Annotated in this window: 25 protein-coding genes; all 25 read right to left on the reverse strand. The window is 66.6% G+C overall.

Features of this window, described 5'->3' with window-relative positions:
- Positions 1 to 5 precede the first annotated feature (5 nt).
- The 25 genes from F572_RS0103550 to F572_RS0103670 all read right to left on the reverse strand — a co-directional run bounded on the left by F572_RS0103550 (position 6) and on the right by F572_RS0103670 (position 24,672).
- Positions 6 to 749, reverse strand: a complete 744-nt coding sequence (locus tag F572_RS0103550) for a flagellar motor protein (protein ID WP_017942250.1) — start codon at positions 747 to 749, stop codon at positions 6 to 8.
- Between the two features lies 1 nt (position 750).
- Positions 751 to 1,866 carry a chemotaxis response regulator protein-glutamate methylesterase gene (locus F572_RS0103555; protein ID WP_017942249.1) on the reverse strand — a complete coding sequence of 372 codons (1,116 nt, stop codon included), beginning with the start codon at positions 1,864 to 1,866 and terminating at the stop codon, positions 751 to 753.
- 2 nt (positions 1,867 to 1,868) lie between these two features.
- On the reverse strand, positions 1,869 to 3,989 hold the full coding sequence (locus F572_RS0103560; protein WP_017942248.1) for a chemotaxis protein CheA: 2,121 nt from the start codon (positions 3,987 to 3,989) through the stop codon (positions 1,869 to 1,871).
- A gap of 46 nt (positions 3,990 to 4,035) precedes the next feature.
- The gene (locus tag F572_RS0103565) at positions 4,036 to 4,812 is read right to left on the reverse strand and encodes a protein phosphatase CheZ (protein ID WP_017942247.1); all 777 of its coding nucleotides are present in this window, start codon (positions 4,810 to 4,812) and stop codon (positions 4,036 to 4,038) included.
- Positions 4,813 to 4,907: 95 nt separating this feature from the next.
- Complete coding sequence (gene cheY / locus F572_RS0103570) at positions 4,908 to 5,288, reverse strand: chemotaxis response regulator CheY (RefSeq protein ID WP_017942246.1); 381 nt, start codon at positions 5,286 to 5,288, stop codon at positions 4,908 to 4,910.
- Between the two features lie 41 nt (positions 5,289 to 5,329).
- Positions 5,330 to 6,097, reverse strand: coding sequence for an RNA polymerase sigma factor FliA (locus F572_RS0103575; protein ID WP_017942245.1), 768 nt, complete (start codon positions 6,095 to 6,097; stop codon positions 5,330 to 5,332).
- A complete protein-coding gene (locus F572_RS0103580; protein ID WP_018158401.1) occupies positions 6,094 to 6,918 on the reverse strand; it encodes a MinD/ParA family protein in 825 nt (274 codons plus the stop codon). Before F572_RS0103580 ends, F572_RS0103575 begins: the two co-directional genes overlap by 4 nt.
- Positions 6,905 to 8,164 (reverse strand): flagellar biosynthesis protein FlhF, encoded by a 1,260-nt coding sequence (gene flhF, locus F572_RS0103585; protein WP_017942243.1) that lies wholly within the window; start codon positions 8,162 to 8,164, stop codon positions 6,905 to 6,907. The genes F572_RS0103580 and flhF overlap by 14 nt, the downstream gene beginning before the upstream one ends.
- A gap of 78 nt (positions 8,165 to 8,242) precedes the next feature.
- Positions 8,243 to 10,345: a flagellar biosynthesis protein FlhA gene (gene flhA / locus F572_RS0103590; protein ID WP_017942242.1), complete on the reverse strand. Its 2,103-nt coding sequence runs from the start codon at positions 10,343 to 10,345 to the stop codon at positions 8,243 to 8,245.
- The gene (gene flhB, locus F572_RS0103595; RefSeq protein WP_017942241.1) at positions 10,345 to 11,496 is read right to left on the reverse strand and encodes a flagellar biosynthesis protein FlhB; all 1,152 of its coding nucleotides are present in this window, start codon (positions 11,494 to 11,496) and stop codon (positions 10,345 to 10,347) included. The genes flhA and flhB overlap by 1 nt, the downstream gene beginning before the upstream one ends.
- A gap of 1 nt (position 11,497) precedes the next feature.
- The gene (gene fliR / locus F572_RS0103600; protein ID WP_017942240.1) at positions 11,498 to 12,271 is read right to left on the reverse strand and encodes a flagellar biosynthetic protein FliR; all 774 of its coding nucleotides are present in this window, start codon (positions 12,269 to 12,271) and stop codon (positions 11,498 to 11,500) included.
- A gap of 3 nt (positions 12,272 to 12,274) precedes the next feature.
- Positions 12,275 to 12,544, reverse strand: a complete 270-nt coding sequence (gene fliQ / locus F572_RS0103605; RefSeq protein WP_017942239.1) for a flagellar biosynthesis protein FliQ — start codon at positions 12,542 to 12,544, stop codon at positions 12,275 to 12,277.
- A gap of 9 nt (positions 12,545 to 12,553) precedes the next feature.
- A complete protein-coding gene (gene fliP / locus F572_RS0103610; RefSeq protein WP_017942238.1) occupies positions 12,554 to 13,306 on the reverse strand; it encodes a flagellar type III secretion system pore protein FliP in 753 nt (250 codons plus the stop codon).
- A complete protein-coding gene (fliO, locus tag F572_RS0103615) occupies positions 13,306 to 13,746 on the reverse strand; it encodes a flagellar biosynthetic protein FliO (RefSeq protein WP_026143058.1) in 441 nt (146 codons plus the stop codon). The genes fliP and fliO overlap by 1 nt, the downstream gene beginning before the upstream one ends.
- Before the next feature lie 2 nt (positions 13,747 to 13,748).
- Positions 13,749 to 14,330, reverse strand: a complete 582-nt coding sequence (gene fliN / locus F572_RS0103620; RefSeq protein ID WP_017942236.1) for a flagellar motor switch protein FliN — start codon at positions 14,328 to 14,330, stop codon at positions 13,749 to 13,751.
- Between the two features lie 11 nt (positions 14,331 to 14,341).
- The gene (fliM, locus tag F572_RS0103625) at positions 14,342 to 15,316 is read right to left on the reverse strand and encodes a flagellar motor switch protein FliM (protein ID WP_017942235.1); all 975 of its coding nucleotides are present in this window, start codon (positions 15,314 to 15,316) and stop codon (positions 14,342 to 14,344) included.
- Between the two features lie 10 nt (positions 15,317 to 15,326).
- Complete coding sequence (fliL, locus tag F572_RS0103630; RefSeq protein WP_017942234.1) at positions 15,327 to 15,833, reverse strand: flagellar basal body-associated protein FliL; 507 nt, start codon at positions 15,831 to 15,833, stop codon at positions 15,327 to 15,329.
- Positions 15,834 to 16,442: 609 nt separating this feature from the next.
- Entirely contained in the window at positions 16,443 to 17,543 is a 1,101-nt protein-coding gene (locus F572_RS0103635; RefSeq protein ID WP_017942233.1) for a flagellar hook-length control protein FliK, read from the reverse strand.
- Between the two features lie 65 nt (positions 17,544 to 17,608).
- Positions 17,609 to 18,055 carry a flagellar export protein FliJ gene (fliJ, locus tag F572_RS0103640; RefSeq protein WP_017942232.1) on the reverse strand — a complete coding sequence of 149 codons (447 nt, stop codon included), beginning with the start codon at positions 18,053 to 18,055 and terminating at the stop codon, positions 17,609 to 17,611.
- Positions 18,052 to 19,431, reverse strand: a complete 1,380-nt coding sequence (locus tag F572_RS0103645; RefSeq protein ID WP_017942231.1) for a FliI/YscN family ATPase — start codon at positions 19,429 to 19,431, stop codon at positions 18,052 to 18,054. Before F572_RS0103645 ends, fliJ begins: the two co-directional genes overlap by 4 nt.
- Positions 19,428 to 20,150: a FliH/SctL family protein gene (locus F572_RS0103650; protein WP_017942230.1), complete on the reverse strand. Its 723-nt coding sequence runs from the start codon at positions 20,148 to 20,150 to the stop codon at positions 19,428 to 19,430. Before F572_RS0103650 ends, F572_RS0103645 begins: the two co-directional genes overlap by 4 nt.
- Positions 20,147 to 21,157: a flagellar motor switch protein FliG gene (gene fliG / locus F572_RS0103655; protein ID WP_017942229.1), complete on the reverse strand. Its 1,011-nt coding sequence runs from the start codon at positions 21,155 to 21,157 to the stop codon at positions 20,147 to 20,149. Before fliG ends, F572_RS0103650 begins: the two co-directional genes overlap by 4 nt.
- Positions 21,147 to 22,817: a flagellar basal-body MS-ring/collar protein FliF gene (gene fliF / locus F572_RS0103660; protein WP_017942228.1), complete on the reverse strand. Its 1,671-nt coding sequence runs from the start codon at positions 22,815 to 22,817 to the stop codon at positions 21,147 to 21,149. Before fliF ends, fliG begins: the two co-directional genes overlap by 11 nt.
- Before the next feature lie 32 nt (positions 22,818 to 22,849).
- Entirely contained in the window at positions 22,850 to 23,188 is a 339-nt protein-coding gene (gene fliE / locus F572_RS0103665) for a flagellar hook-basal body complex protein FliE (protein WP_026143057.1), read from the reverse strand.
- Positions 23,189 to 23,301: 113 nt separating this feature from the next.
- Entirely contained in the window at positions 23,302 to 24,672 is a 1,371-nt protein-coding gene (locus F572_RS0103670) for a sigma-54-dependent Fis family transcriptional regulator (protein ID WP_017942226.1), read from the reverse strand.
- Between the last annotated feature and the right edge of the window lie 59 nt (positions 24,673 to 24,731).

The raw sequence follows: 24,731 nt of genomic DNA on the forward strand, positions 1-24,731 counted from the left end.
TGACCTCACTCGTGGATGAAGCCACTCAGCTTGCTTTCGATATTCCGCGGGTTCTCCCCTTCGGCAATGGCGATCAGCCCTTCCATCAGCATTTGCTGGTGTTGCGACCGATTCTGGATAATTGACTTCAACTTGTTCGCCACCGGCAAGAACAGCAGGTTGGCCGAGGCAATGCCGTAGATCGTGGCCACGAAGGCGGCCGCGATCCCCGCCCCCAGCTTGCTCGGGTCCGCCAGGTTCTGCATCACGGCCATCAGACCCATCACCGCACCCACGATCCCCAGGGTGGGCGCGTAGATCCCCATGCTCTCGAAGACCTTGGCGCCCTGCAGGTCGAAGTGTTCGCGGTTGTCGAGATCGGCTTCCAGGATCTGGCGGATCGTCTGGGGCTCGCTGCCATCGACCAGCAGTTGCAACCCCTTCCGGGCAAAGCCGTCGCTCTCCTCGTCAGCCAGCGTTTCCAGCCCGAGGAGGCCTTCCTTGCGCGCCACATGCGACCACTCGACGATCTGCTCAACCATCGCACGGTTGTCGATTTTCGGCGGCTTGAATGCCCAGGGCAGGATGCGCATGCCGTGCATGAACACGGACATGCGCGCCTGCACCAGGGTCGCCCCCAGCGTACCCAGCACCACAATTACAAAGGCCGCGGCGTTCCACAGCGCCCCCAGCCCGCTGCCCTTGGCAATGCTCCCCCCGAGCACGGCCACCAGCCCCAGCGTGACCCCGATGAGGCTCAGGATGTCCATGTCAGCAGAACCCCTTGACCAGGGCGGGACCGATCTCGGGCAGCGGATACACGTGATCGGTCAATCCGGCTTCTGCCACCGCCGCCGGCATGCCGTACACCACGCAGGTCGCCGCGTCCTGCGACCAGACGTGGGCGCCTGCGCCCTTCAGCGCGCGCACGCCCTCGCGCCCGTCCGCACCCATGCCGGTCAGCACCACCGCGAGGACCTGTCCGCGCAGCGCATCCACGGCGGAGGTGAAGGCCGCATCGACGCTCGGCTTGTAGATCGTTCCCAGCGGGCTCTCCGCAATCCGCACGTGCGTCTGGCTGCCACGCTCCAGGGTCATCTGCATGCCACCGGGAGCCAGTAGCGCCACGCCCGGCTTCAGAGCGTCGCCGTCCTTTGCCTGGCGCACCTCGATGTTGCACATGGCATTGAGGCGGTCGGCGAAGGCCGGGGTAAAGCTCGCCGGCATGTGTTGCACCAGGACGATCGGTAGCGGGAATGTCGCCGGCAGCGGCTTCAGTACCTCCTGCAGGGCCACCGGCCCCCCCGTAGAGGTTCCGATCAGGACCGCGCGCAGCTGGCGCAGGGGCGTCGGGGGACGGGTGCTCGTAACCGGCGGTTGTTGCCTGGCGGCGTCGGCGGCTGCCTGACGATCGGCCTCCTGCCGCCGCGCGGTCGGCCGCGCCTCGCGGGCCGGCGTACTGGTACCCGGGGCACTCGCCGAGCGCGCGCGGCTGCGCGACAACGAGCGGACCCGCCGCCGGAGCAGCATGCGAGCGCTGTCCTCGTCCCCCGCCATGTCGCTGAAACGCTTGGGCAGGAAATCCACGGCCCCGGCCTCCAGCGCGTCCAGGGTCGCCTGGGCACCCTCCGTGGTCAGGCTGGAGAACATCAGGATCGGCCGCGGGTGCTCGGCCATGATCTTGCGAACCGCCGTGATGCCGTCCATGACCGGCATCTCGATGTCCATGGTCACGACATCGGGGTCGAGCTCCCGGACCTTGGCAATCGCCTGTTCGCCGTTTTCGGCGGAACCGACCACCTCGATACCCGAGTCGGAATCCAGAATCTCCGCGATGCGGCGGCGAAAGAATCCCGAATCATCGACTACCAGAACCCTGATCGGCATCCTCAGCCCTCGCTCGTGCGCGATGCACGGCGCGGCCGACCGGACATCTGCAGTTGCCGCATCAGGATGGTCACCAGATCGGAGACATCCAGGATCAGCGCAATGCCGCCATCGCCGGTGATGGTGGCACCCGCCAGGCCCTTCACGCCCTGCAGGTTCTGACCCAGCGGCTTGATGACAACCTCTTCCTGCCCCACCAGGTCATCCACCACCAGGCCCACCTTGCGGTCGGCGGTGTGCACCACGACCACGTGCGCGTCCTTGCGTGGCTCGGGCTCGTGTCCCGGCTTCAGCCAGCGCTTGAGGTAGTGAATCGGCAGCGCCTGCTTGCGCACGATGATGACTTCCTGGTCATCCACGTAGTGCGTCTTGGTCAGGTCCAGGTCGAGGATCTCGGAGACCGAAGCCAGCGGGATGGCGAAACGCCGACCGTCGAGGATCACCATCAGCGCGGGCAGGATCGCGAGCGTCAGCGGCAGTTTTACCCGCAGCGTGGTACCGACACCGATCTCCGATTCAATATCGATCATGCCATTGAGTTGCGAGATCTTCGTCTTGACCACGTCCATCCCGACCCCGCGGCCGGACACATCGGAGATCTCGGACTTGGTGGAGAACCCGGCCATGAAGATCACGTTGAAGGCCTCGCGATCGGTCATGCGCTCGGCCAGTGCGGGTTCCATCAGGCCCTTTTCCACGGCCTTGCGGCGCAGGGCCTGCGGGTCCATGCCGCCGCCGTCGTCCTTGATCAGCAGCGCGATGTGGTCACCTTCCTGGGCGGCTCCCAGCACCACCGTACCCTTGCGCGGCTTGCCGGCGGCCTCGCGAACATCCGGTGTCTCGATGCCGTGGTCCACCGCATTGCGCACCAGGTGCACCAGCGGATCGGACAGTGCCTCGACCAGGTTCTTGTCCAGATCGGTGTCCTCGCCGAAGATCTCCAGTTCGATCTCCTTGCCGAGGTTCCGCGACAGGTCGCGGATGACGCGCGGGAATCGGTTGAAGACCTTCTTCACCGGCTGCATCCGGGTCTTCATCACCGAGGTCTGCAGGTCCGAGGTCACCAGGGCCAGGGAGCTGATCGCCTTCCCCAGTTCGTCATCGACATGCTGCGAGCGCAGCATGCTCAAGCGGTTGCGCACCAGCACCAGCTCGCCCACCAGGTTCATGATCTCGTCGAGGCGTTCGGTGTCGACGCGCACGGAGGTCTCCCCTTGCGGCGCCGAACGTCCGCCACCGTCGGCGCCGCCCCCGCCGCCGGCACGGGCCCCGCCCCCACCCTGGCCGCCAGCTGCCGCGCCTTCCGCAGGCGCTGCGGCCTTGGCCGGCTCGGATGCCTCGGGCTCGGGGCTGGATGCCTCGGGCTCCGGTGATTCAACGGCCTCGGAACCGGCCGCCGGGATCGCACCGGTCGCCGCCGGCCCGGCCCCCTTGGCCTGCAGCTCGTCCAGCAGGTTTTCGAATTCGTCGTCGCTGATCAGGTCGCCGGAACCACCGGCATCCTCCGTGTCCGGCGCCTCGGCGGATTCGGCCGCATCACCCGAGTCCACGGGCTTCGGCGGCTGGTCGCCGTGCAGGCTGTCCAGCAGGGCCTCGAACTCGTCGTCGGTAATCTCGTCGTCGGCGCCGACCATGGCTTCGCCCGCGGTCGGGGCTTCGGCGTCCGGGGTCGGTTCCGGCTCGGGCTCGGGCTCCGGGGCAGGAGGCGGCGCAGCCGGCTCGGCCGCGACATCCTCGTTGTTCGCCATGCGCCGGAGATTCTCCACCAGGTCCGCTTCGGCGGGCGTGGGATCCACACCGGAGCGCAGGTCCCCGAACATCACGTTCAGGGTGTCGAGCACCCGCAGCATGGTGTCCATCAGGTGGCTGTCGGCCCGGCGCTCGCCATTACGCAGAAGGTTGAACACATCCTCGGCGTGGTGGCACACGGTCACCAGCGGATCCAGGCTCAGAAACCCGGCACCACCCTTGATGGTATGGAAGCTGCGAAACACCGCATTGAGCAGATCCCGGTCATCCGGGTTCTGCTCCAGGTCGATGAGCTGCTCGTTGAGCCCCTCCAGCAGTTCCCCGGCCTCGATCAGGAAGTCCTGCAGGATTTCGTCATTGGGGTCGATGGCCATTCAGTCTCTCCGGTCGCGTGACGCCAGTCGCATGAGGGGGCGCTGCCTAGAAGCCCAGGCTCGAAAGCAGATCGTCCACCTCGTCCTGTCCTTGAACGACATCTGCGCCGGAATCTTGAGTCTTCGGCACGCTGGGACCATGACCCTTGCGGTCCGCTTCGCGGTCTTCCTCGCTGCGCTCGAGCGACGCCTCGGCCGCCTCGACCTGCTCCATGCGCCCGCTGGACAGCCGGATCAGGGTTACCAGGTTCTCTTCCAGGTCGGTGACCAGCTGAATCACCCGGCGGATCACCTGGCCCGTAATATCCTGATAACTCTGCGCCATCAGGACCTCGGACAGCAGGCGACGCAACTCCTCGGTGTCCTCGCCCGCCTGGGCAAAGAACGAGTCCAGCTCGCGGGCGAAATCCCGGAACTCGTCCACCGAGAGCTGGCGGTTGCGAAACCGCGTCCACTTCGCGGTCAGATCGGCCGCCTGCTGGCTGAACGATTCGGCGATCGGTAGGCTCGATTCGATCGCATTCATCGTGTCGTGGGCCGCCTGCTCGGTCATCGTCACCACGTAATTCAGGCGTTCCTTTGCATCGGGAATCTCGGCCTGGGTCAGTTCGACCAGGCGTGAATCCCCGCGGAAGCTCTGCAGGGCCTCGTGGAGATCGCGGGTCAGCTTGCCCAGCTCGTCGAAGAGTTCGCGGTCATACGGCCGCGCGAGATCCTGGACCAGGGCGCGGGCACCGGCGTCATCGCCCGCCTCCAGCGTCTGCACCAGTTGCCGGGCAAGCTCGAGCTGGCCATCGCGTGGTGGGTGTTCCTGTTCAGTCATGGGGAGCCTCTTGCTGATGCGGCGCCGAAGGAGCCGGGTCACGTCCGCCGTTGCAGGCGTAACGGGCGGCGTACGTACTCAACACAGGGAATCACTTATCCCTGGGCTTCAATACGTTCGAAGATCTTGTCGATCTTTTCCTTCAACGTCTCGGCGGTAAACGGCTTGACCACGTACCCATTCACACCCGCCTCGGCGGCCTCCACGATCTGGTCGCGTTTGGCCTCGGCGGTCACCATCAGGACCGGCATGGACTTCAGGTTCGGGTCCGCCCGGACCGCCTTCAGCAGGTCGATGCCCGGCATGTTCGGCATGTTCCAGTCGGTGATCAGGAAGTCGAAGTCGCCATTTTGCAGCATGGGCAGCGCGGTGCTGCCGTCATCGGCTTCCTGGGTGTTGTTGAAGCCGAGATCGCGCAAGAGGTTCTTGATAATGCGCCGCATCGTGGAAAAGTCGTCCACGATGAGAATTTTCATTCCCTTGTCCACACGTCACTCCGGGGTTCGTAGGGTGGGTTTTAGAATAACTGCAAAGCCGTTCCGTCTTCGAGCCACGAGCCCAGACGTGCACGCAACCGAATGGTGGCCTGACTGCGGATCTGACTGACGCGCGACTCGGTCACGCCCAGCACGGCACCGATCTCGCGCAGATTGAGTTCCTCGATGTAATAAAGCGAGAGTACCAGGCGCTCGCGCTCGGGCAGGTCACCCAGCGCCTCCGCCAGTTCCTCGCGAAATTCACCCGCCTCGAGGGTGCGCGCGGGGGAGACCTCCTGGCCCTCGATCACGCGATCGGCACCGTCCTCGCCGCCGCCCAGATCGTCCAGGGCGAACAGGTGCGCACCGGCGTGATCCTGCAGCATTTCGTAATACTGGTCGATCGGGACTTCCAGTTCGGCGGCCACCTCGCTGCCGCGCGCCGCCCGCCCCTCGCGCGCCTCGACGCTCTGGATGGCGGCGGCAATCCGGCGGCTGTTGCGGTGCACCGAGCGTGGCGTCCAATCGCTTCGGCGCAGTTCGTCGATCATCGCGCCGCGAATCCGGATACCCGCATAGGTGGCAAAGGTCGCGCCCTGCCCGCCCTCGAACTGGCGCGCGGCTTCCAGCAGACCGATCATGCCGGCCTGGATCAGGTCATCGACCTGTACCGAGGCCGGGAGCCGTGCCATCAGATGGTGGGCGATGCGATGCACCAGCTCGACGTGATCGGCAATCAACTGTTCGTGGCCACCACTCGCGGTGGAGGTCGCCTGATAGCCGGAAAGTCGATTTCGCGTCGTCATCATGCGCTCTGCAGCATTCGTTCCACGAAAAACCCGACGCCGCCATGGTCACCGCCACCTACTGGCCAGTGGTCCACCGTGCGCGCCAGTTCGGCAAACGCCTTGCCTGCCGGGCTGCCCGGGTACTGCTGGACCACCGGCGCCCTCTTCTGCACGGCCTTGCGCAGGTGTTCGTCCATGGGAATATAGCCGGCCAGGTCGAGCACCACTTCCGGCAGGTAATTGCCACAGACGGTATTGAGTTTCTGCATCAGACGGTCGGCGCCCTCCCGGCCGCTGACCATGTTGGTGACCATCCGGAAACGGCGCAGGCCGTGGTCCCGGTGCAGGACCTTGATCAGGGCATAGGCGTCGGTAATCGAGGCGGGTTCGTCGCACACGACCACCAGGGTTTCCTGTACCGCCCGGCAGAACGAGGTCACCGACTCCTGCAGCCCCGCGGCGGTATCCACGATGAGCACATCCAGGGGCTTGCGATAAGCGCTGAAGGCATGGATCAGGCCGGCATGTTCGGCGGGCGTCAGATTCGCCATGGCCGCGATCCCGGACGCCGACGGCACCACCTTCACCCCTTCCGGCCCCTGCACGAGGACATCCTCCAGACTCTCGACATCCCCGGTCACCAGGTCATGCAGCGTGCGTTCCGGGCGCATGCCCAGCAGCACATCCACGTTCGCCAGCCCCAGATCGGCATCGAACAGCATGACCTCGCGGCCCAGCCGGGCCAGACCCACCGATAGATTCACCGATACGTTGGTCTTTCCCACCCCGCCCTTGCCCGAGGCGACCGCGATGACCTTCAACGGCTTGTTAGTGCGTGGCATAGCGCCCCTTTCCAACCGGTTGAATCAGTTCCAGCGACGCGGCCTCGACGCCCCGCGACGGACGCGACTGCGAACGCGACCGTCGCGGCGGCTCCATCTCCGCAAGGCGCTCCGCGGCCCAGGTCTCCCGTGCATTGCCGGCCGCCCCGGCGGCGCCCGCGTCATCGTCCAGTGCCAGACGGGTGAGGTAGCCCGTGTCGACCCGGTGAAAATCCTCCGCGATGCGCTGGCCATCGCTGACGAACCCCAGGCCCAGATGCTGATCCAGCAACACCGACAACACCTCGCCCAGCTGTTCCGCTTCGTCCAGCTTGGTCAGCACCAGCGCCGAGGGTTCCGCCTTGCGGAACGCCTCCAGCACCCGTCGCAGAGCACTGCCCTGGGTCGTGGCCGACACCACCAGCCAGCTCTCCGCGCGGATGTCCGGTGGCAGGTGCGCGAACAGCGACTCGTCCTCCACCGCCCGCGGCGCCTGTCCGGCGGTATCCACCAGGATCAGGTGGCCATCGTCTACGCGTCGCGCCAGGTCGCGCAACTCCCGTGCATTCTGCAATACCCGCACCGAGATCCCCGCCATCTGCGCGAAGGCCTGCAACTGCCGCGTGGCCCCGATTCGCTGGCTGTCCAGTGTGACCAGCGTAACCGAATCCGGCCCCATGCGGCGGATCTGGCGTAGCGCGATACGCGCCAGCGTGGTGGTCTTGCCGACACCGGTCGGTCCGACCAGCGCCAGCAAGCCGCCTTCATCGAGGATCGTGGGACGATGGGTCGCGATCGCGCCGGACAACCGGGCCCGAAGCCGTTCCCAGGCCTGTTCCGGGGAGCTGTCGTCGAGGATGCTCCCCGCCAGGCTGCGCGCCAGGGCGTCGCTGAAGCCGCGATCGATCAGGCGCGCCTTGCATTCCGCCGCCAGGGGGTGACGGGCCGCCCAGCGCGCCTCTTCGCTCTCGGCATACTGGCGGGTCATCAGGCTGCGCAGGTCGCGCAATTCCTGACGCATGGCCGTCAGCTCGGGATCGGCCGGCCATGACGGGGCGCCCTGCCCGGCCCCTCGCTCGCGAGCGGGTTCGGCGGCGGGCTGGGCTGCACGGTTCGTGCCCACCGTTTCCTGGCCGCACACCCGCTCCGATGACGCACCGTCTTCCAGGGCGGCGACCACCTCCAGCCAGCCATCCACTCGCCGACTGGACAGGATGACCGCATCCTCGCCCTGCTGCTCGCGTACCTGGCGCATGGCGTCGCGCATGTCCCGGGCCCGATATCGTCTGACATTCATGCTTTCTCTCCTGCGCCGCTCGCGCGACGGAACCCTTCATTCTGTGGTTCAGGCCGTTTGCTTCTGCGACTCTTCCTGACCGACGGTGGCGACCACCCGGATCCGGCGATTGTCCGGAATCTCGGTGAAGGCCAGCACCGTCAGGCTGCGGACCGCGCCGCGCAGCCAGCCGGCGATCCAGGAGCGGATCTCCGGTGCCACCACCAGGACCGCCGGCTGCCCAGCCGTTTCCTGGCGGCGGGCCGCATCGGCGACCGAGCGTTGCAGTCGCTCCGCCAGCCCGGGCTCCAGTCCCACCGTGCCGCCCGAGCTACCCTGCAGGGACTTATGCAAGAGCTGTTCCAATGAAGGGTCCAGGGCGATCAGCGGCAGCTCGTCCTCCGGCCCCACTAGGTCCTGCACGATGGAACGCGCCAGGGCCACGCGCACCGCGGCGGTCAAAGTGCCGGGATCCTGACTCTTCACCCCCTCGTCTGCCAGCGTTTCGGCGATCGTGCGCAGGTCGCGGATCGAGACCTGCTCGGCCAGCAGGTTCTGCAGGACCTTCAGCACGATCGACAGCGACAGGGTCTTGGGTACCAGGTTCTCCACCAGTTTCGGGGAATGGCGCGCCAGCTGGTCCAGCAGGTGTTGCGCCTCCTCGTGACCGATCAGGCGATGGGCGTTCTCGCGGAACACCTGCGACAGGTGGGTGGCGATCACCGTGGCACAGTCGACCACGGTATAGCCGGCCCCCTGGGCCTGGTCACGGTCCGCCGGATCGATCCACAGGGCATCGAGGTTGAAGGTCGGGTCCTTGGTCGGGGTCCCCGGCACCGTGCCGAACACCTCGCCCGGATTGATCGCCAGCTCGCGTTCGGGGAAGACCTCCGCCTCGGCCACCGTGACACCCAGCAGGCTGATGCGATACGCATTCGGGCTCAGCTCGAGGTTGTCGCGGATATGCACCGGTTGCAGGAGGAAGCCCAGTTCCTGCGAGAGCTTGCGCCGCACGCCCTTGATCCGGCCCATCAGCTGGCCGTCCTGGGTGCGATCCACCAGCGGGATCAGGCGATAGCCCACCTCCAGCGAGACCAGGTCCACGGGCGGGACGTCTTCCCAGGTCAGATCCCGGTCTTCCGAACGCGCGGCGCCCTCGTCCTCCTGCGGGATGCGCTCGACCTCCACCTCGGCTTCGCGGGCCTGACGCTTGATCAGATAGGCGCCACCGAAGATCAGCGCGGCCAGGCCGAGGAACACGGCGTTCGGCATGCCCGGCACGATACCGAGCGCCGCGATCACGCCCCCGGCCACGTACAGCACGCGCGGGTTGGAGAACATCTGGCCGTAGACCTGCTGGCCCATGTCCTGACTGCTGGTTACGCGGGTCACGATGATCGCGGTGGCCGACGAGAGCACGAGCGACGGGATCTGGGCGACGAGTCCGTCGCCGATGGTCAGCAGCACGTAGTTGGTGGCGGCATCGCCGATCGACATCCCGTGCTGCACGGCCCCGATGGTCAGCCCGCCAATGATGTTCACGAACAGGATCAGGATGCCGGCGATCGCGTCGCCGCGCACGAACTTGGAGGCACCGTCCATGGAACCGTAGAAGTCCGCCTCGCTGGCAATCTCCTCGCGCCGCTTGCGCGCCTCTTCCTGGGTCAGGATGCCGGCGTTAAGGTCGGCGTCGATCGCCATCTGCTTCCCGGGCATGGAATCCAGGGTGAAGCGGGCGCTGACCTCGGATACGCGGCCCGCGCCCTTGGTCACCACCACGAAGTTGATGATGATCAGGATCGCGAACACCACCAGGCCGACGGTGTAGTTCCCGCCCACCACGAAGTCGCCGAAGGCCTGGATCACCTTGCCCGCGGCGTCGGTCCCGGTATGCCCCTCGAGCAGGATGACGCGGGTGGAGGCGATGTTCAGGGCCAGCCGCAGCAGCGTGGCGACCAGGAGCACCGTGGGAAATACCGCGAATTCCAGCGGGCGCGGCGTATACACGGCGACCATGATCACCACGAGCGACAGCGCGATGTTGAAGGTGAACAGCACGTCCAGTGCCACCGGCGGCAGCGGCAGCACCATCATGGAGAGCATCGCAATCAGCAGGATGGGTGCGCCCAGTCCCCACTTGCCGACGTTGCCCAGGCGGTCGAGGAAGGCCATCAGCGATCCCTCCGCTTGCCGCGTTGCTTGTCGGGATCGAGGTAATCCTCCGGCACCGGCAGGTCATCCGGCATCTGTGCATCGGCGTCGGCCCGCTTGAGCTGGTAGACGTAGGCCAGAATGCGCGCGACGGCGACGAACAGGCCGTTGGGGATCTCCTGGTTCAGGTCGGTGGTGAAATAGATCGCGCGGGCGACGCGCGGCGCCTCGACGCGGGTGATCGCATGCTCGTCGCCCACCGCCCGGATCGAGGCCGCAACCTCGTCGGCACCCTTGGCCACCACCTTGGGCGCCGCCATGCGCGAGGCCTCGTAGACGATGGCCACGGCATAATGGGTCGGGTTGGTGATGATGACGTCCGCCTTCGGAACCTCTTCCATCATCCGGCGCTGCGCCATCTCCTGCTGCAGCTGCCGGACCTTCTGCTTGACCTCCGGCTTGCCGTCCGTCTCCTTGTACTCGTCCTTGACCTCCTGCCGGGTCATGCGCAGTTGCTTCTGGTGATTCCACATCTGGAACGGCGCATCGATCGCCGCCACCACGATCAGGGCCGCCGATACCGCGATGAAGGTGCCCAGCACCAGCGTGGCCGCGTGGGCAATACCTTGATGAATGGGCTCGTAGCCAAGCATCAGCAGGCGGTCGGAGAACGTCGCGAGCACGGCCACCGCGACACTGGAGATCAGTACGAACTTGGCAAAGGTCTTGCCGAACTCCATCAAGCCCTGCCACGAGAAGATGCGCTTGAGTCCCTTGCCGGGATTCAGCTTCGAGGCCTTCGGCGCCGCTGCCTTCCAGGAGAAGTTCGCGCCCCCGATCACGATCGGCGCCATCACCGCCGCGACGATCAGCACACCGAACAGCGGAAACAGGGTCCGCAGGGTGCGGAAGAGTTCCTGGGCCAGGTAGGGCAGCAGCAGCGAGGAGTCGTACGCCAGTTCCGGCTCGAAATCGAGACGACTGCTCATCTGTTCAGCGAGTTGCGCGCCCATGTTCGGGCCGTACATCAACATGAACGCCCCCGCGGTCATCAGTACCAGGAAGGTGCTGAGTTCGCGCGAACGCGGGACCTGGCCCTTCTCCTTCGCCTCGCGGAGGCGTTTCGGAGTGGGCTCTTCGGTTTTTTCCTGTCCGCTCTCGTTCTCGGCCATGTCAGAAGCCCATCCGGGTCTGCATCAGGGTGAAGCCCTCGAGCACCAGCTCGCCGAAGCGTTCGGGCAGGCCCGGCAATGTGAACATCAGGAGCACGAACCCGATCAGGATCATCATCGGGAAGCCAACCGCGAAGATGTTGAGCTGCGGGGAGGCGCGCGTGATCACCCCCATGGAGATGTTGACCAGCAGCAGCGAGGCCACCGCCGGCAGCGCCACCAGCACCGCCCCGACAAACATCGTGGAACCGAAGGCCACCAACGCGTAGAAGGCCTCGGCGTTCAGGCCGGTGGGCGCGATCGGCATGGTCTCGAAGCTGGTCAGCATCAGTTCCAGCGCGATCAGGTGGCCGTTCATCGCCAGGAACAGCAGGGTCGAGAAGATCACGAAGATGGTCGACACCACCGGGACCTGTACCCCCTGGGCCGGGTCCACGATGGAGGCAAAGCCGAGGCCCATGCCCAGCGCGATCACCTCGCCCGCCTGGGTCACGGCGGAAAACACCATCTGGAGGATGAAGCCCATGAAAACACCGATGGCGACCTGGTGCAGGGTCACCACCACGCCCTCGAGGCTGAGGGGGTCGATATCCGGCAAAACGGGCCCCTGCATGGCGACGAAGATCGCTAGCAGCAGTGCCAGGCCCATGCGCACCCGGGCATTCACGGTATCGGCGCCGAAGATCGGCATGGCGACGAGCATGGCGCCAATGCGCGCGAACGGCCACAGGACCGCCCCCACCCACAGCACCAGCTGTTCCGCCGCCAGCGTCATCGCCTATCCCACCATCCCCGGCGCGCCCTCGTAGAGCCGCTCGGTGTAGTCGATCAGCAGCGCCAGCATCCAGTGGCCACTGATCAGCAGGGCCGCGAACATCGCCAGCAGCTTCGGGATGAACGACAGGGTCATTTCCTGCACCTGGGTGGCCGCCTGCAGCATGCCAATCGCCAGGCCCACGGCCAGCGCGGTCAGGAGCGGCGGCGCGGCCAGCAGCACCACGACGGTCAGCGTCTCGCGCCCTACATCGACGACCAATTCGGGTGTCATCGGAACCTCCTAGACAAAGAAGCTGGTGGCAAGGGTGTTCATCATCAGCGCCCAGCCGTCCACCAGCACGAACAGCATCACCTTGAACGGCAGCGAGATAATCAGCGGCGACAGCATCACCATCCCCATCGACATCAGGACCGAGGCCACCACCAGGTCGATGATCAAAAACGGGATCAGGATCAGGAAGCCAATCTGGAAGGCGGTCTTCAGCTCGCTGGTGATAAACGCGGGTACCAGCAGGCTCAACGGGATATCGTCCGCCTCCTCGAAGCCGTCGATCCCGTTGATCTCCGCAAACATCGCCAGATCGCTCTCGCGGGTATGCGCCAGCATGAACTCGCGCAGCGGCTGCACCCCGGCCTGCAGCACCTCCTCGGTGCCCATCTCCTCGTTCACGTAGGGCACGAATGCGGTGTCGTAGATCTCCTCGTAGACCGGGGCCATCACGAACAGGGTCAGGAAGAAGGCCAGACCGATCAGGATCTGGTTGGACGGCGTCTGGGTGGTGCCCAGGCCCTGGCGCAGGATCGCCAGCACCACGATGATGCGGGTAAAGGCGGTCATCATGATCAGGATCGACGGCAGCAGGGTCAGCAGCGTCATCAGCAGGATGATCTGCAGCGTCACCGAATAGGTCTCGCCCCCGTCGCCGTTGGTCGTCACGGTCAGGGCCTCGATACCCTGGCCGACCTGCGCCCCGGCCAGCCCCGGCAGGGCCAGAAGGCCCAGCGCCAGAACGATGCGCAGACATACCGCCATCACGACTGCCCCCGCTCGCCCGCCGCACCGCGACGCGTCACGGCGCGTTTCAGCGCACTGGAGAAGTCCGGAGCCTCACCGGCCGTCGCCAGCACCGGCTCATTCATGGTGTGCAGGGTGCGCATACCGCCGGGCCCCACGCCGACCAGGACCTGCTCGTCCCCCACCTGCACCAGCACCAGCCGTTCGCGCGCGCCCACCGAGCGCGCCGCAACGATCTCGATCACCTGAGAGCCCCGATTCAGCCCGCCCTGCGTCCGGCGCAGCACCCAGCCGAGCACGACGATCGCGCCGATGACGAGCACCAGGCCGCCGATCAGCTGCGCAAGATACCCCGCCGCGCCGCCACTGCCATTCTCCGCGAAGGCGGTCAAAGGCCAGAGGCTCCCCGTGACGGCCGTCAGGACGAGGGCCGCGATATGCATATGCCGTTGATTCATGGCTACTTGAGCTTGCGGATCCGCTCGCTGGGGCTGATCACGTCGGTCAGCCGAATACCGAACTTCTCGTTGACCACCACGACCTCGCCATGGGCGATCAGCGTGCCGTTCACCAGGACATCCAGCGGCTCTCCGGCCAGACGGTCCAGTTCCACCACCGAGCCCTGATTCAGCTGCAGCAGGTTGCGAATCGGGATGCGGGTGCGGCCGATCTCCATGGAGATGGTCACCGGAACATCCAGCACCATCTCCAGGTTCATCTCTTCGCCGTCGCCCTGCACCACGCCCGACAGCTGTTCCGGCTGGAGCGTCTCCGCGCCCGGGTCGGGCTTGTGCTTGCGCTCCTTCTTCTCGGCCTTTGGCGCCTCCTGTTCGGATTCGCCCGCGCCGCCCTGCGCCTCGTTGAGCAGTGCATCCGGATCGGCGGCCTCTTCGCTGTCGTCGTCCTTCTGTTCGGCCAGGGCGGCCGCCCATTCGTCGGCCAGGGCCTGGTCGTCGGAACCGCCTTCCGCCTCGGCGGTGTCGGTAGCGGCCTCCTCTTCCGGGCCGGGGGTGTCCTGTTTGGGATCGTCGGTGTCTGCCATGCTGCGGCCCTCTATCGTTTGATAATGCGTTCCGAAACCTGGATCGCATTCAGCCCATTGGATACGCCGAACTTCCCGCGGAACATCGGGATGTCTTCGACTTGCAGGGAAATCTTGTCGGGGAGGTCGACCGGAATGATGTCGCCGGGCTGGATATCCAGCAGCTCGCGGACGGTGACCTCGGTCTCCGCGAGGATGGAGCTGATCTCGACCTCGGCGGTCTGGATCTCCTCCTGCAGCGCGTGCATCCAGCGCTGGTCGACGTCGGAGCGATCCGACTGGATGCCGGTATCCAGCTGCTCGCGGATCGGCTCGATCATCGAGTACGGTAGGGTCACGTGCAGGTTGCCGCCGCCCCCGTCCAGTTCGATGTGGAACTCGCTGATCACCACGATCTCGGTGGGCGAGACGATGTTCGCGAACTGCGGGTTGACCTCGGAATTCAGGAACTCGAATTCCAGCTCCATCACCGGCTGCCAGGCCTTCTGCATGTCCTCGAACGCGCCTTCCAGCACGCCGTGGACCACCTTCATCTCCATCGGCGTGAAGTCACGCCCCTCGATGCGGGTGTAGTAGCGCCCGTCGCCACCGAAGAAGTTGTCCACCAGGATGAACACCAGCTTGGGATCGAACACGAACAGCCCGGTGCCATGCAGCGGATGCGCGCGCACCAGGTTCAGGCTGGTGGGCACGAACAGGGAGTGCATGTATTCGGAGAACTTGGTGATGCGGGTGCCCACCACCGAGATCTCCGCGGAGCGGCGCAGGACGTTGAACAGGCGGACCCGGAGATGGCGTGCGAAGCGCTCGTTGATCATCTCCAGCGTGGGCATCCGCCCACGGACGATCCGGTCCTGCGTGGCGAAATTGAATTCCCGCGCCTGGCCGTCACTCGGATACGGGTCTTCGGTCTCGACGTCGCCCTCGTCCACACCATGCAGGAGGGCATCGATCTCGTCCTGGCTGAGGATATCCGTCTGTGCCATGACGGGGCTCCTACTGCATCACCAGTTCGTTGAACAGCACGGCCTCGACCGCGTCCGGCGCATCGCGCGAGCGCAGGATCTCGCTGATCCTGTCTTTCAGCTCTTCCGCCAGCGTCGCCTTGCCCGCACGGGTATTCAGATCCTCGTAACGTTGTTCCGCCAGGATGCCCAGGACGTCGTTGCGGATCGCCGGCATGTGGCGCTGGAAGGCCTCCACGACAGCCGGGTCATGGGCGACCAGGCTCAACTCCGCCCGCAAGTAGCGGATGCGGCCCGGCGCCTCGATGTTCACGGTCATCGGTTCCAGGCTGGTGTACAGGCGCTCGGGCGGGCCGGCATCGACCTCCTCGGTGGCATCATCGTCTGCCGCCAGAAAGAACCAGGCCGCGGCGGCCCCTCCGGCCACCAGGAGGACGACGATCAACAGCAGGACGATCAGCTTGCCCTTGCCGCCCTTCTTCGGGGCTTCTTCGCCGTTGCCCTCTTCGTCTTCCAGATTGACTTCCTTCTCCGCCATGTCGCACCCGCTGTCCGGTAAACCGAGGATTTGCTCTCGGCATAGACCTTAGCAAGGCGGATGCCAGACTTCTATTTCATTCGGAATATCCGATAGTTAAATCGGATTCGGCGACGAGGAAGAGAGGACTTGGGGCGGGCGCAGCCACGAGAACGTCAAGAATCGGCCGTCCGCACCGGGGGATAGACGGAATCTTGGCGGCGTCCATGCGGGCGGGTACAGCCGCTGGCACGGCATCCCGGCGGGACCAGCCGGACGGCATCTAGGGAAACACTGATCAATGTATACGCTCGCGTTGGCACCCCAGGTTTTTCGAGACAAGGCGCGCCGTGCAGCGGGTAGTGGTTCTACCCGCAAGTGGCGCAACGCAGGATCGGGGAACCTGGGGTGCCAACCCCACAAGCGATTGAATGCAGGGGCTCGGCCGCCCGTTGTGGACAGAAACGGGCGTGGGAACGGCGTTGCGGCTCCCTTGTGCAGAATGCCTGCACGGCCGTCACCGCGCCTTGTTCGCACGCAAAAGCGACTCGAGCGCGAGCGTGTACATTGATCAGTGTTTCCCTAGGGCCGCGGCAATGAATGCCACGGCCCGGGAAAGACGCGCGAGGTTCAGGCAAACAGATCGAGACGGCGGCTCAGCATCGAGAGCGTGCTGCCCTCGTTTTCCCCGTTGTCGCCCTGGTCACCCTCGGTGCCGTCAGCGACGCCCTCGGCAGCCGCTCCATGCCCATCCTGTTCGGCCTGCTCCTCGGCCGCCTGGTCCGACACGGTGGCATCCTCCAGTTGCAGGCCACTCTCCGCGAGGCTGTCGCGGAGCCGCGGCATGGCCGCCTCGAGCACCTCGCGGGTCACCGGGTTGGCGCTGATGAACTGGATGCTTGTGCGATCCCCCTCGACCAGCACGCGCACATCCAGACTACCCAGCTGCGGCGGGTGCAGCTTGAGTTCGGTGCGCCCGCCCTGCGCCTGGGCCAGCATCCGCACCTGGTCGGCGAGTTCCCGGGCCCCGTTGGGCTGCTGCAGGAGTCGCGTCAGATCGAGGCGCGGCAACGCGCGAGCCCCATCCGCGCCTTCCGCCTGCCCGCTCCCCTGGGCCGGAAGGACCCCGTTCAGGGGATCCGTACGACCGCGGCGGGAGGGGTCATCCCCCTGGCCCATCCACTGGGCAAGGATCTCCAGTACGTTGTCGCGGGCCATGCCTCCCTGCGCACCCAGCACATCGGGCTTCAGGGCCACCGCGCCATCCCGTCCCGCATTGGCCTGCGCGGCTTCGACGAACAGCCGCATGACTGCGGCCGGCAACGGCTTGACCGGCAGGGCCCGCTCCTCGGCCCCCCCCCGCGCCGCTGAGCCTTCCACGCGCGGTGCATCCGGGCGGCCCGGTTCCTGGGTCGCAGCCATCAGCGCGGCGACCGGCAAGGCATTGCCTCCCTCGTCGGGATCCGCGGCCAAGGCCTGCCCGTCGAGCAAATCCTGGAGGCGAGCCAGCATTGCCTCCAGATCCAGGTCTTCCAGTTCCTCGCCGGGAACACCCATGCTCGCCAGCAGGGCCTCCATCTGGGGCTCAAGCACGGCCAGGAAACCTTCGCCTTCCTTACCGCCGAGCTTGCCTTCCAGGCCCTTCAGTCCGTCCAGGTCCTGCACCGAGTCGCCGCCCAGCAGTTGCAGCAGCGGCAGCATGCCCTGGCCCGTATTCTGTGTTGCGATCATGTCCGGATCCTCGGTCTGCCGGGGTCACCCCCGGGCCCTTGCCTCAATCGATATCCACGGTCCATTCAAGAACCTTGCCAACGCGTGTCTGCCTCGCGCGCATGGGCCTGCCGCGTCGCCCACATGTCCTGTTCGGTCTGCTGGCGCCGGGCGTCGTGCTGGGCGGTCTCGGCCCGCCGGCGCTCGAGCAGCTTCTCCAGCGAGAGGCTGTTGCGATGGCGCTCCAGCCATTCCTGGCGGGCCGTCTCCACCTGTGACTCCGCCGCCTGGATACGCAGGTCCTGCTGCTCCAGCGCCGAGCGCAGCTGGTCGCGCATCCCCGCCAGCCACTTCAGCGCATTCGCATCGTCCGGCAGGCTGGCATGGAGGTATTCGCGCTGATAGGTCTCGAGCCGCTCGCGCTGATCCGCGATCGCATCCAGCTGCTGCAACCGCTCGCCCAGTTGGCGCGTCGCCTCGCTCTCCTCGATCCGCCGCACCCGCAACAGGCGTTCCAGGCGCTTCGGATTCATGCCGCCGCGCCTACCAGCGCCAGCAGCTCGTCGCGGGCCCGGTCAAAGCCAATCGCCTCTTCCCGGCCCTGCGCCAGATAGGTCTCCAGACGATCGTGCATCGCCACCGCGTCGTCCAGGTGCGGATCGGCGCCCTTGCGGTACGCGCCCACCGCAATCAGGTCGCGATTGCGCATGTAGGTCGCGGCCAGATCGCGGAACCGCCGGGCGGCGCGTTCGTGTTCCGGCCCGATCAGCGACGACATGACGCGCGAGACCGACGCGCCGACATCGATGGCCGGGTAGCGGCCCGTCTCCGCGATCTCCCGCGAAAGCACCACGTGGCCGTCCAGGATCGCGCGTGCAGCATCCACGATGGGATCGTTCTGATCGTCCCCCTCGGCCAGTACGGTGTAGAAGGCCGTGATCGAACCACCACCGACATCCCCGTTGCCGGCCCGCTCCACCAGTTGTGGCAGGCGCGCGAACACGGACGCCGCATAGCCCTTGGAGGCCGGCGGCTCGCCAATCGCCATCGCAATCTCGCGGGCGCCCTGGGCAAACCGCGTGAGCGAATCCATCAACAACAGCACATGCAGGCCCTGATCGCGGAAATGTTCCGCCACCGCCGTGGCCACCCAGGCGCCATGCTGGCGCAGCAACGGCGACTGGTCCGCCGGCACGGCAACCACCACCGTGCGGGTACGCGATTCCTCGTCCAGGATCTCGTGAATGAACTCGTTGACTTCCCGGCCGCGTTCGCCAATCAGGCCCACCACGATCACGTCCGCCGTAGTGTTCCGGGTCATCATCCCCAGCAGCACGCTCTTGCCGACCCCCGAGCCCGCGAACAGGCCCAGGCGCTGCCCACGACCGACCGACAGCAGGCCATTGATCGCGCGGATGCCGACATCCAGCGGCTCGCGCACCGGCGCACGCTGCAGCGGGTTGATTGGCCGCCCGGCCAGGGGGCCGAAGTCATGCGTACGGATCGGGCCCTTGCCGTCCAGGGCCCCCCCGTTGGCGTCGATCACCCGCCCCAGCAGCCCCTCGCCGACCGGGATCTGGCGCTGGTTGTCCAGCGGTTCGATGCGCGCCCCAGGCGTCAGGCCCGTGGCCAACTCCTCGGGCATCAGGAAAGTACGCTCGTTCTGGAAGCCGACGACTTCGGCCGGCACCGGGTCCCCCGTCTCGCCATGGATCAGGGCACGCCCGCCAATTGGCAACCGCAGGCCCTCGGCCTCGAGCGTCAGTCCGGTCAGGCGCGACAGGTGCCCCTCCGACTGCGGCGGGTTGACCCGTTCGACCCGCCCCCGGGTCTGCTGCAGGCGATCCAGCAGGCCGCTATTCAGGCGCTCGCGGCGCTGGCGATGCAGTTCGTCGATCGGCGTACTCATGAGTCCTCCGAAGCTGGATCGCCTTCGGGGCCGGTCGCACCGGCGCCCTCGAAGCCGGCCTCCTCACCCGCAAGCGGGGTCTCACCGTTCCACAAGGCCTCCACGGCATGTTGCAGGCGCCGCTCCAGGCTTGCGTCCACACTGGCCGCGCCCGCATCGACCCGGCAGCCGCCGCGCGCCAGGCTCGGGTCCGGGACCCAGGTAATCCGTGCATCCGCCCGTTCCCCGTAGGTCTCGACCAACCCCTGGTCCTCCGGATTGAGATGCACGCGCACATCCTGGTTGCGTCCCGGAAGCTGGGCCAGGGCCCCCTCCAGGACCGATCGGATCTGTTCCGGCCGGGTCTCCAGCTCGCTCTGGACCACCTTGCGCGCCAGTACCGTGACCAGTGCCAGCAATTCCGGCTCCAGGGCATCCGCGGCATCGGACAGCGGGTCGGCCAGTCCGCCGGCCACCGCCTCCAGGGCCGCGACCGTCTCGCGCAGCTTCTTGTCCTCGCGCGCCCGGGCTGCCTTTTCGGCCTCCTTCTGGCCCAGCTCGTGGCCCTCGGCATACCCAGCCTCGAAGCCGTTCTTGCGCGCCTCCTCCTCGATCGCCTCGATCTCGGCGGCCGTGGGCAGGCGACGGGGCGGCTGGACGCCGTCCTCGCCAATCTCCGGCGGCTCCCACAACGACGCCGAGTCGTCGGTATACAGCCTGGCCGCCGGGCTGTCGGTCACAACATCGCCTCGCTACCACCGCCACCCAGCACGATGTCGCCGTTCTCCGCCAGGCGCCGGGCCACCGACAGAATCTCCTTCTGCGCGGCCTCGACCTCGCTGACGCGCACCGGACCCTTGGCCTCGAGGTCCTCGCGCAGCATCTCGCCGGCGCGCTTGGACATGTTGCGGAAGATCTTGTCCTTCAGGTCGTCGTCGGCGCCCTTCATCGCGAGCACCAGGGATTCGGTCTGGATCTCGCGCATCAGCGACTGAATACCACGGTCGTCGATATCCACCAGGTTCTCGAAGACGAACATCTCTTCCTCGATCCGCGAGCCGAGATCGGAGTCCGACTCCTTGATCGTCTCCATGATCTCGGCCTCCCGCGAGCCCTCCATCAGGTTCATGATGTTGGCCGCCGAACGCACCCCGCCCAGCATGGAGGTCTTGCTCGCCGCATTGCCGGAGAGCTGGCGGTCGAGGATCTCGTCCAGTTCCTGCAGCGCCTGCGGCTGGACACCGTCCATGGTCGCGATGCGCATCACGATGTCGGACTGCACTCGGCCGGGCAGATACTGCAAGGTGTCCGAGGCCTGGTCGGAATCCAGGTGCGACAGCACGATGGCCACGATCTGCGGATGCTCGTTGCGCAGCATGTCGGCGATGGCGCGCGGATCGAGCCACTTGAGGGCCTCGATCCCCTTGGAATTGCGCCCCAGCAGGATGCGGTCGATCAGGCCCGAGGCCTTGTCGCCGAGCGCATTCTCCATAACGCTGCGGACGTACTCGTCGGCCCCCACACCCAGCGCCGTCTGCTCCTGCACGTGGGTGGAGAATTCATGCAGCGCGGCGTTCACGTCACTGCGGGAGATGCGGTCCATGGAGGCCATGGCGGTGCCAATCTTCTGCACCTCCTTGGGCCCCATGTGGCGCATGACCTCGGCGGCGGCATCCTCGCCGAGGCTCATCATGAACACGGCGGCGCGTTCGGCGCCTTCCAGATTGGAGTTCTTGTCAGCGGCCATCGTCACCCAACCACGTCTTCATCACCTGCGCCACGCGCTTGGGATCCTCGCGGACCATCTCGCGCACGGCCTCCAGATCCATCTCCTGCTGGTCCGGCCCCTTGGGCCCGGTCAGCGCGGCCACGGCCGAGCCTTCGCTTGGCCCCTGCCCCATGCCGGCTTCTCCGCCGGACTCGTCGGTCAGGGCCTCGCGCTCATCCTCGCGCCGTGTCGGGGCCGGCGGGCGCTTCATCAGTTGTTTCATCGCGGGCCGTACCACCGTCAGCAGGATAATCAGGGCCAGCAACAGCGCCGCCACAATCTTGAGAACCTCGATGAACCAGGGCTGTTCCCAGAAGGCGATCTCTTCCGCGGGAATCTCTTCCACGGGCGCCTCGAACGGCGCCGTTACCACGTTGATCGTATCCCCCCGCTCGGCATTGAAGCCAACGGCCTCGCGCACCAGCGCCTCGATCCGTTCCAGTTCCTCGGCGTCCCGGGCGACCTGGACGGTCTCGCCGTCCTCATTGACCTCCGGCCGGAAGTCCACCACCACCGCGGTGGACACCCGCTGTACGCCACCGGGCATCTCGCGAATGTGATTGATGCGCCGATCCACTTCGAAGTTGCGGGTGACGTTGGTACTGCGACTGCCGGGGAGCGCCGCCGGGGCACCTTCACCCTCCTGGCCCTCCTCGCCGGCAACGCCGCCGGCCGGGGGCTGGTTGGTCAGCGCCCCCGGCACACCCCCCATCCCGCCTTCGGGGCCGGTGCGCTCTTCCTCGCGCGTCTGCTCGGAACGCAGCGCAATGGTCTCGGGATCGTACAGTTCCTCGGTGCGCTCGATGCGCGAGAAATCGATGTCGGCATTGACCTGTACCCGAACCTTGTCGCGCCCCACGATGGGAATCAGCAGGTCGCGGATACGGTCGGTGTAGCGATTCTCGACGTCGCGGGTAAAGCTCAGCCGATCGCCACTGCCGCCCATGCCGGCCTCGCCGCCGTCCTGGGTCAACAGCGTGCCGCGCTGGTCCACCACGGTCACCCGCTCGGGATCCAGGTCCGACGTGCTGGCGGCCACCAGGTGCACAATCGCGCCCACCTGAGCCTCGTTCAGGGAACGCCCGCCCCGCAGATGCACGACGACCGAGGCACTCGCGGGTCGACGATCGCGCACGAATACCGACTGTTCGCCCTCGGCAATATGCACCCGCGCGCGATCCACCGCGTCCAGGGAGGCCACGGTCCGCGCCAGTTCGCCCTCCATGGCACGGTGATGCCGGGCGCCTTCGATCATCCGGCTGGTACCCAGGCCGGTGTCTTCCTGCAGCAGTTCGAAGCCGAGATCTCCGGACTTTGGCAGTCCCTCGCTGGCCAGCTGGAGCCGGGCATCCGCCACGTCCCCCTGCGGCACCTTCACCTGCCCGGTCGTGGCATCCACCTGGTACTGGATACCGGCCTGGGACAGCACCTGCACGACCTCCGCCGCATCTTCGGCATCCATGCGCGGGAACAGCGGCACATAGGTCGGCCGCATCGCCCAGTACAGCAGCGCTACGATCACCACGATCGCACCGGCCAGCATCCCGATCAGGGCGAGTTGGCGGCCCGCGGGCATCCCGTTGAATTCCTTGATGCCCCCGGTCACCACCGCCGGCAGGGATTGTGCGTTTTCGGCCATCGTCCGTTTTCTCCTTCAGCCCGTCCGGCCGATCAGACCTGCATCCGCATGATTTCCTGATACGCCGTCAACAGCCGGTTCCGCACCTGGTTGGTCGCCTCGAAGGCAATGCTGGACTTGCTCATGGCCGTCATCACCTGCGGCAGGCTCACGCTGTCGTCGCCCAGCTCGAAGCGGGTCTGAAGGTCCGAGGCCGCCTGCTGTGTCTGATTCACGCCGCGCAGCGATTCGGTCAGCACATTCTGGAAATCCACGCCGCCCACACGCTGGGGCTCGCGCGTCTGCTGGGCCGGGTTCGTCCCTTCGACCCCGTTCGATTGCGTCAGTTGACGCATCTGCTGCAGGACATTCTGAATCTGCATCTCGCTCATGTTCACTACCCCCGGGGGTTCCCATCACGCGGGGCTGCCGCGCAGGACGGGCCCTTCGTGTCGCTGTTCTTTCCTGAATCCATCAAGCAATCGACATGCCAGGCAATCCCGAGTCAGCCCGATGCGGGCACCGCAAAGCCGTGCTCGCGCAGACGTGCCAGCTTGTAACGCAATGTTCTCGGGCTGATTCCCAGCCGATCGGCCGCTTCCTTGCGGCGTCCGCCCGACTCGCGCAGGACATTCAGGATCACCCGGCCCTCCTGGGTCTGCAGGGTCTGTTCCAGCATCGGTGTCGGGTTCTCGTCACTGACCTCCATTCCCGCGACGTCGCGCTGGCTGTGACCTTCCCCTGCGGCATCCGTCGTCCAGGGGCTCAGCATGTCCGCGTCCAGCCAGACTGACTCCGCCGTCACCTGCGCGCTCGTGGCCTCGTGGAGCGTGATCGCACGTTCCATCACATTGGCCAGCTCGCGCACGTTGCCCGGCCACTCGTGGGCCTGCAGGCGGCGCTGCGCGCCTTCGTCCAGTTCCTGCAATCGTCCACCGCTCAGGCGCCGCAGAAGGGCCTGCGCAAGCGGCACGATGTCCTCGCGGCGTTCGCGCAGGGGCGGAATGCAAAGGGGAAACACGTTCAGGCGGTAGTAGAGATCCTCGCGCAGCGCGCCCTCGGCAACCGCCGCCCGCAGGTCGCGGTTGGAGGTCGCAATCACGCGCACGTCGACCCGTTGCGCCTGGCGTCCACCCAGGGGTTCGACCTCGCGTTCCTGCAGGGCCCGCAGCAGCTTCGCCTGCAGGTGCACGGGGATCTCGGTCACCTCGTCCAGCAGCAGCGTGCCGCCATCGGCGCGCTGAAACTTGCCGGGCCGCGCCTCGACCGCCCCGGTAAACGCCCCCTTGGCGTGCCCGAAGAGCATCGCCTCGAGCATTGCTTCGGGGAGTGCCGCGCAGTTGATGGCCTCGAACGGGCCGCGATGGCGCGGCGAGCGCGCATGCAGCTGCCGGGCCAGGACCTCCTTGCCCACCCCCGACTCCCCGGTGACGAACACCGTGGCCGTGCTGCGCGCAATCCGCGAGACGAACCGATCGATGCCCTTCATCGCGGTGCTACGGGCCACCAGCGCCGGCGCCTCGAAGTCCCGATCGGCGGCCAACAGCGGCCGCAGCCACTGGGCCAGAGACTCCGCCATCTCCGGCAGTGCGAAGTGCGCGTCGACGCCGGCCCGCATGGCCGTCAGCTCGCGGTCCCGGCTGGGCTCCAGGCTGACGGCCGCAAAGCATGACCGCGGTTCCGGCAGGCTCCCCGCGCTGACGGCCCCGGCATCTCCCAGCAGCACCGCCGCGGCCCGGCTCCCCTCGAGCGTCTGCGGCAGGTCCGCTGCCGTACAGCTCTGCAATCGCACGCGCGGAATCGTGGCCAGCACCCGGACCACGGCCTCGCGCAGGGCCGGTTCGGCATCAACCAACAGAATGGTGGCTCGCGACATGGACGTCTTCCCTAAGAGATTCGGGAGACATCCAGCAAGAACTGCGCCATGAACGCAGA

The organism is Thioalkalivibrio sp. ALE14 (assembly GCF_000376845.1).
GTDB lineage: Bacteria > Pseudomonadota > Gammaproteobacteria > Ectothiorhodospirales > Ectothiorhodospiraceae > Thioalkalivibrio.